Annotated in this window: 4 protein-coding genes; 1 reads left to right on the top strand and 3 read right to left on the bottom strand. The window is 63.1% G+C overall.

The features are described 5' to 3' along the window. Nucleotides 1-266: 266 nt before the first annotated feature. The 3 genes from Q1M07_RS08025 to uvrA all read right to left on the bottom strand — a co-directional run bounded on the left by Q1M07_RS08025 (nt 267) and on the right by uvrA (nt 4,300). The gene (locus tag Q1M07_RS08025; RefSeq protein WP_300452823.1) at nt 267-878 is read right to left on the bottom strand and encodes a hypothetical protein; all 612 of its coding nucleotides are present in this window, start codon (nt 876-878) and stop codon (nt 267-269) included. Between the two features lie 101 nt (nt 879-979). Beyond that, nucleotides 980-1,276, bottom strand: coding sequence for an HU family DNA-binding protein (locus Q1M07_RS08020; protein WP_300452825.1), 297 nt, complete (start codon nt 1,274-1,276; stop codon nt 980-982). Nucleotides 1,277-1,417: 141 nt separating this feature from the next. Beyond that, on the bottom strand, nt 1,418-4,300 hold the full coding sequence (gene uvrA, locus Q1M07_RS08015) for an excinuclease ABC subunit UvrA (protein ID WP_300452821.1): 2,883 nt from the start codon (nt 4,298-4,300) through the stop codon (nt 1,418-1,420). A 70-nt stretch (nt 4,301-4,370) separates the two neighbouring features. On the opposite strand from uvrA, the gene Q1M07_RS08010 reads away from it, so the two are divergent. Further along, nucleotides 4,371-4,870 (top strand): MFS transporter (locus tag Q1M07_RS08010; RefSeq protein WP_300452819.1); only part of this gene is annotated, 500 nt, incomplete at its 3' end.

Below are 4,870 nucleotides of genomic sequence, written 5' to 3'. Positions count from 1 at the left end.
GCCAAGAACACCGCCGGCGCCATCAAGGGCGACACCAAGGTTCAGGGCAACACCAAGATCAAGGCTGAGCAGAAGAACGCCGCTGCCGTCGCGATCGGCAAGGGCAACACCGCCGCCAACGAAGCCGGCGTCATCGGCGGCAAGTAAGTCGTCGTATCACCACAAAGCCCTCGCTGGCAGTCAGTTGCCAGCGAGGGCTTTTTTCGTTGACCCGCATCAAGTGCGCCGGGGGTTGTTCTTTGAGACAGCCTCCCGGACAATAAGGCTTATTTCTTCGCTTTGGCGGGTGCTGGGACGACGGAGACGGCGACGGCTTCGGCATAGACGCCTTCCACCTGATCGCCCTTCTTGATCAGCTTGAGTTGTTCAGGATCCTTGATTTTCAGGCGCACCGTTTTTTTCGCGCCACGCAAGGTGATCGTCTGATTCTTCAGATCGACCTGTTGCACGTCGGCGACGAAAGTCACTTCCTTCACTTCCTTCACTTCATAGCCAGCCGGCTTTTCGCCCTTCGCTGCGGACGCCGTTTCGCCGCTGTCGATTCGCTCGCGCAGCGCGCCGCCGCCCTTCTTGAGCGTCATCACGAGTCCCTGCGTATAACTCGCGACGACGTTGTCACCCACCTTGATCTGATCGAAATTCTTGACTTCGTCGCCGGCGACGATCTTGATCAGTTCGCCCTTGTCATTCTTGAGAACGACGCTGCGCGTCGCCTTGTCGATCGAGTCGACGACCAAAGTGACTTTCGCTTCGATGATCCCGGCAAACTTGCCGGGCGCCACCGCGGTCATGCCCTCGGCGATGGGGGCCTGTTGGGCGGAAGCGGCGAGCGGAGCGAGAGCAAGTGCGGCGGTGGCGAGAAAGGTGCGAAGACGCATGAGGAACTCCTGTGTCAAGAAACGGGGAAGTGGGAACGAGAGGGGGAACGAGAGCGGCGGCTAAGGACGCCCGGTGGGTGACAACGCCTGACAGGCAACTACTATTCTTCCTTGCCAGCAACCCTTGCCTTGAACGTGGCGCCGGCCGAGAACTTCGGGACGGTGGTGGCCGGAATGTGGATCTTTTCGCCGGTCTTCGGATTTTTTCCTTCGCGCGAAGCACGACCGCTGGATTTGAACGAGCCGAAACCCACCAAGGTCACCGTTTCACCCTGGGCAACGCTGTCCACGATGGTCTCGACTAAGGCGTCGAGAACTTTCGCACACGCCGCCTTCGAAAGTTCGCTACGGGCGGCGATCGCGTCGATCATTTCGGACTTGTTCATGGTATCTCCTATGGTGATTGAAGGCCTTCCTCGGTCCAGATTCTGTCATTTTGAGGGCAGCGATGGAAGGGAACGATAAAGAATGTCGGAACGTCAATTCTGGCATGGATTCCAGCGCTGCCAAACAAGTTTTTTGCCGCTGGTGGCGGCCGCCTAGCCGTCCGGAGTTCCCTTCCCACCGTCGCCGGACAGGCTCCGACGAGCCAGCAAAGGGCGAAGAAAACGCCCGCTATGGCTGCCGGCGACTTCCGCCACGCGTTCGGGGCTTCCCGTTGCGAGCACCCGGCCACCGCCGGCGCCGCCTTCCGGACCCAGGTCGAGCAGCCAGTCGGCGGTCTTGATCACGTCGAGATTGTGCTCGATGACGACCACGGTATTGCCGCGGTCGACGAGCCGGTGCAAGACGGACAAAAGCAGTTCGATATCCTGAAAATGCAGACCGGTCGTCGGCTCGTCGAGGATGTACAGTGTTCTGCCGGTGTCGCGCTTCGACAGTTCGAGAGCCAGTTTGACACGCTGCGCCTCGCCACCCGACAGAGTTGTCGCCGCCTGGCCGAGCGTAATGTAGCTCAGACCCACATCGACCAGCGTCTGCAGCTTGCGCGCGACGACCGGTACGGCGTCGAAGAAGTCGCGCGCCACCTCGACTGTCATCTGCAGGATCTGGTGAATGTTACGGCCCTTGTACTGGACTTCGAGCGTTTCCCGGTTGTAGCGCCTGCCGTGACAGACGTCGCAGGCGACGTAGATGTCGGGCAGGAAGTGCATCTCGACCTTGATCACGCCGTCGCCCTGGCAGGCTTCGCAGCGCCCGCCTTTGACGTTGAACGAGAAACGGCCGGGACCGTAGCCGCGTGAGCGCGACTCGGGGACGCCGGCGAAAAGCTCGCGGATCGGCGTCAGCAGTCCGGTGTAGGTGGCCGGGTTGGAGCGCGGGGTACGGCCGATCGGGCTCTGGTCGACGTTGATCACCTTGTCGAAACAGTCGAGACCGACGATCCGGTCGTGTTCGGCGGCCTCGTTGCTGGCGCCGTACAAATGCCTGGCGGCGGCCGTGTACAGCGTGTCGTTGATCAACGTCGACTTGCCCGAGCCGGAAACGCCGGTGACGCAGGTCAACAGGCCGAGCGGTATGTCCACCGAGACGTTCCGTAGGTTGTTGCCGCGCGCACCGACGATGCGCAGCATGCGTGCCGGGTCCGGCTGCCGCCGGACGGCGCGCAGCGCGATCTGCCGGCGACCCGACAGGTAGTCACCGGTGAGCGACGCTGGATTCTCGACGATCGCCTGCGGTGGGCCTTCGGCGACGACGGCGCCCCCGTGAACGCCGGCTCCGGGGCCAAGATCGACGACGTAATCGGCGCGCCGAATGGCTTCCTCGTCGTGCTCGACGACGATCACCGTATTGCCGAGATCCCGCAGTTGCTCGAGCGTTTTCAGCAAGCGCTCGTTGTCGCGTTGATGCAAGCCGATCGACGGCTCGTCGAGGACGTACATGACGCCGGTCAGCCCCGAGCCGATCTGTGAGGCGAGACGAATGCGCTGCGCCTCGCCGCCGGACAGCGTTTCCGCCGAACGTTCGAGCGAAAGGTAGTCGAGCCCGACGTTGATCAGGAACTGCAGTCGGCTGACGATTTCTTTGAGCACCTTGTCGGCGACCTGAGCCTTGTTGCCGGGCAGTTGCAGCGCGAGGAAGTAGTCGCGCGCCGCGGCGAGCGGCAGGCGATTGATTTCGTGCAGCGTACGTGCCTGCTCGCGCGTGCCGACGCGCACATTGCGCGCTTCTGCGCGCAGGCGGCTGCCGTGGCAGGACGGGCACACCTGGTGGCTGATCAGGCGCGCCAGTTCCTCGCGCACGGCGTTCGAATCGCTTTCCTTGTAGCGCCGTTCGAGATTGACGAGGATGCCCTCGAAAGGATGCCGACGAACGGTTGGCTGGCCGCGCTCGTTGAGGTAGCTGAACGGCACCTCCTCACGCCCCGAGCCATAGAGGACGAGGCGCTGGATCGGGTCGGGCAACTCGCCGAACGGTGTGTCCACCGCGAAGCCATAGTGCGCCGCCAACGAGCACAGCATTTGAAAATAGAAAGAAGTGCGCCGGTCCCAACCGCGAATCGCGCCGGCGGCCAGCGAGAGTTCGGGACGGCTGACGACGCGCTGCGGGTCGAAAAACTGAATGACGCCCAGGCCGTCGCACTTTTGGCAGGCACCGAGCGGGCTGTTGAAGGAAAAAATCCGCGGTTCGAGTTCCTGCAGGGAATAGGAGCAGACCGGACAGGCGAATCTGGCGGAAAAGAAATGCTGGCGCTCGCCGTCCATCTCGCAGGCGATGGCGCGTCCGTCGGCGTGGCGCAGCGCCGTCTCGAAGGATTCCGCGAGGCGCTGGCGCAGGTCCTGGCGAACCCGCAGCCGGTCGACGACGATATCGACCGTGTGCTTTTGCGTCTTTGCCAGCTTGGGCAAGGCGTCGATCTCGTGGATCTGGCCATCGACCCGCAGCCTGACGAAGCCCTGGGCGCGCAATTCGGCAAACAGATCGACTTGCTCGCCCTTGCGGTTGGCGACCACCGGCGCCAGGATCATCAGTCGGGTGCCTTCGGGCAGCGCCAGGACGTGATCGACCATTTGCGAAACGGTCTGCGCCTCGAGCGCCTGCTGATGCTCGGCGCAGTAAGGCGTGCCGGCGCGGGCGAAGAGCAGGCGCAGGTAGTCGTGGATTTCGGTGACCGTCCCGACCGTCGAGCGCGGATTGTGACTGGTCGCCTTCTGTTCGATCGAAATGGCCGGCGACAGTCCCTCGATCAGATCGACGTCGGGCTTGTCCATGCGTTGCAGGAACTGCCTGGCGTAGGCGGACAGCGACTCGACGTAACGGCGCTGGCCTTCGGCATAAAGCGTGTCGAAGGCGAGCGAAGACTTGCCGGAGCCCGATAGACCGGTGATCACGATCAGCCGGTTGCGCGGCAGGTCGAGGTTGACGTTCTTCAGGTTGTGCGTCCGCGCGCCGCGGATTCGTATCGTTCGCGTCTCGTCCATTGGCTGCCAGTCCGAGGGCACCGGGCAAACCTGCTAATATACGCAATTCCGCCGTCCGGCAGCAAATTCCATGTCCGTCTCCAATCCCGACCGAATGAACAGTGCGGAGAAACGCGCCGGTGTCAGCCTGGCTGCGGTTTTCGCCTTGCGCATGCTCGGCCTGTTCCTGATCCTGCCGGTTTTTTCCCTGTATGCCCAGGAACTGCCATCCGGCAAGGACATGGCGCTGGTCGGCATGGCACTGGGTGCCTACGGCCTGACCCAGGCCTGCCTGCAAATCGCCTATGGCGCCGCCTCGGACCGTTTCGGACGCAAGCCGGTGATCGTCTTCGGGCTGCTGATCTTCGCCGCCGGCAGCTTCCTGGCCGCTTTCGCCAGCGACATCTACGCCATCATCGCCGGCCGCGTCCTGCAGGGTGCCGGAGCGATTTCGGCCGCCGTCACGGCGCTCGCCGCCGATCTCACGCGCGAACAGCATCTGACCAAGGTGATGGCGATGATCGGTTCGTCGATCGGCCTGGTGTTCGCCGTCTCGATGGTCGGCGCGCCGCTGCTCTACGTCGGCATCGG

It is taken from the genome of Accumulibacter sp. (assembly GCF_029255285.1).
In the GTDB taxonomy this organism is placed as follows: Bacteria; Pseudomonadota; Gammaproteobacteria; order Burkholderiales; family Rhodocyclaceae; genus Accumulibacter.
The sequence above is the reverse complement of the archived record's forward strand: the minus strand, read 5'-3'. Positions and strand labels throughout refer to the sequence as shown.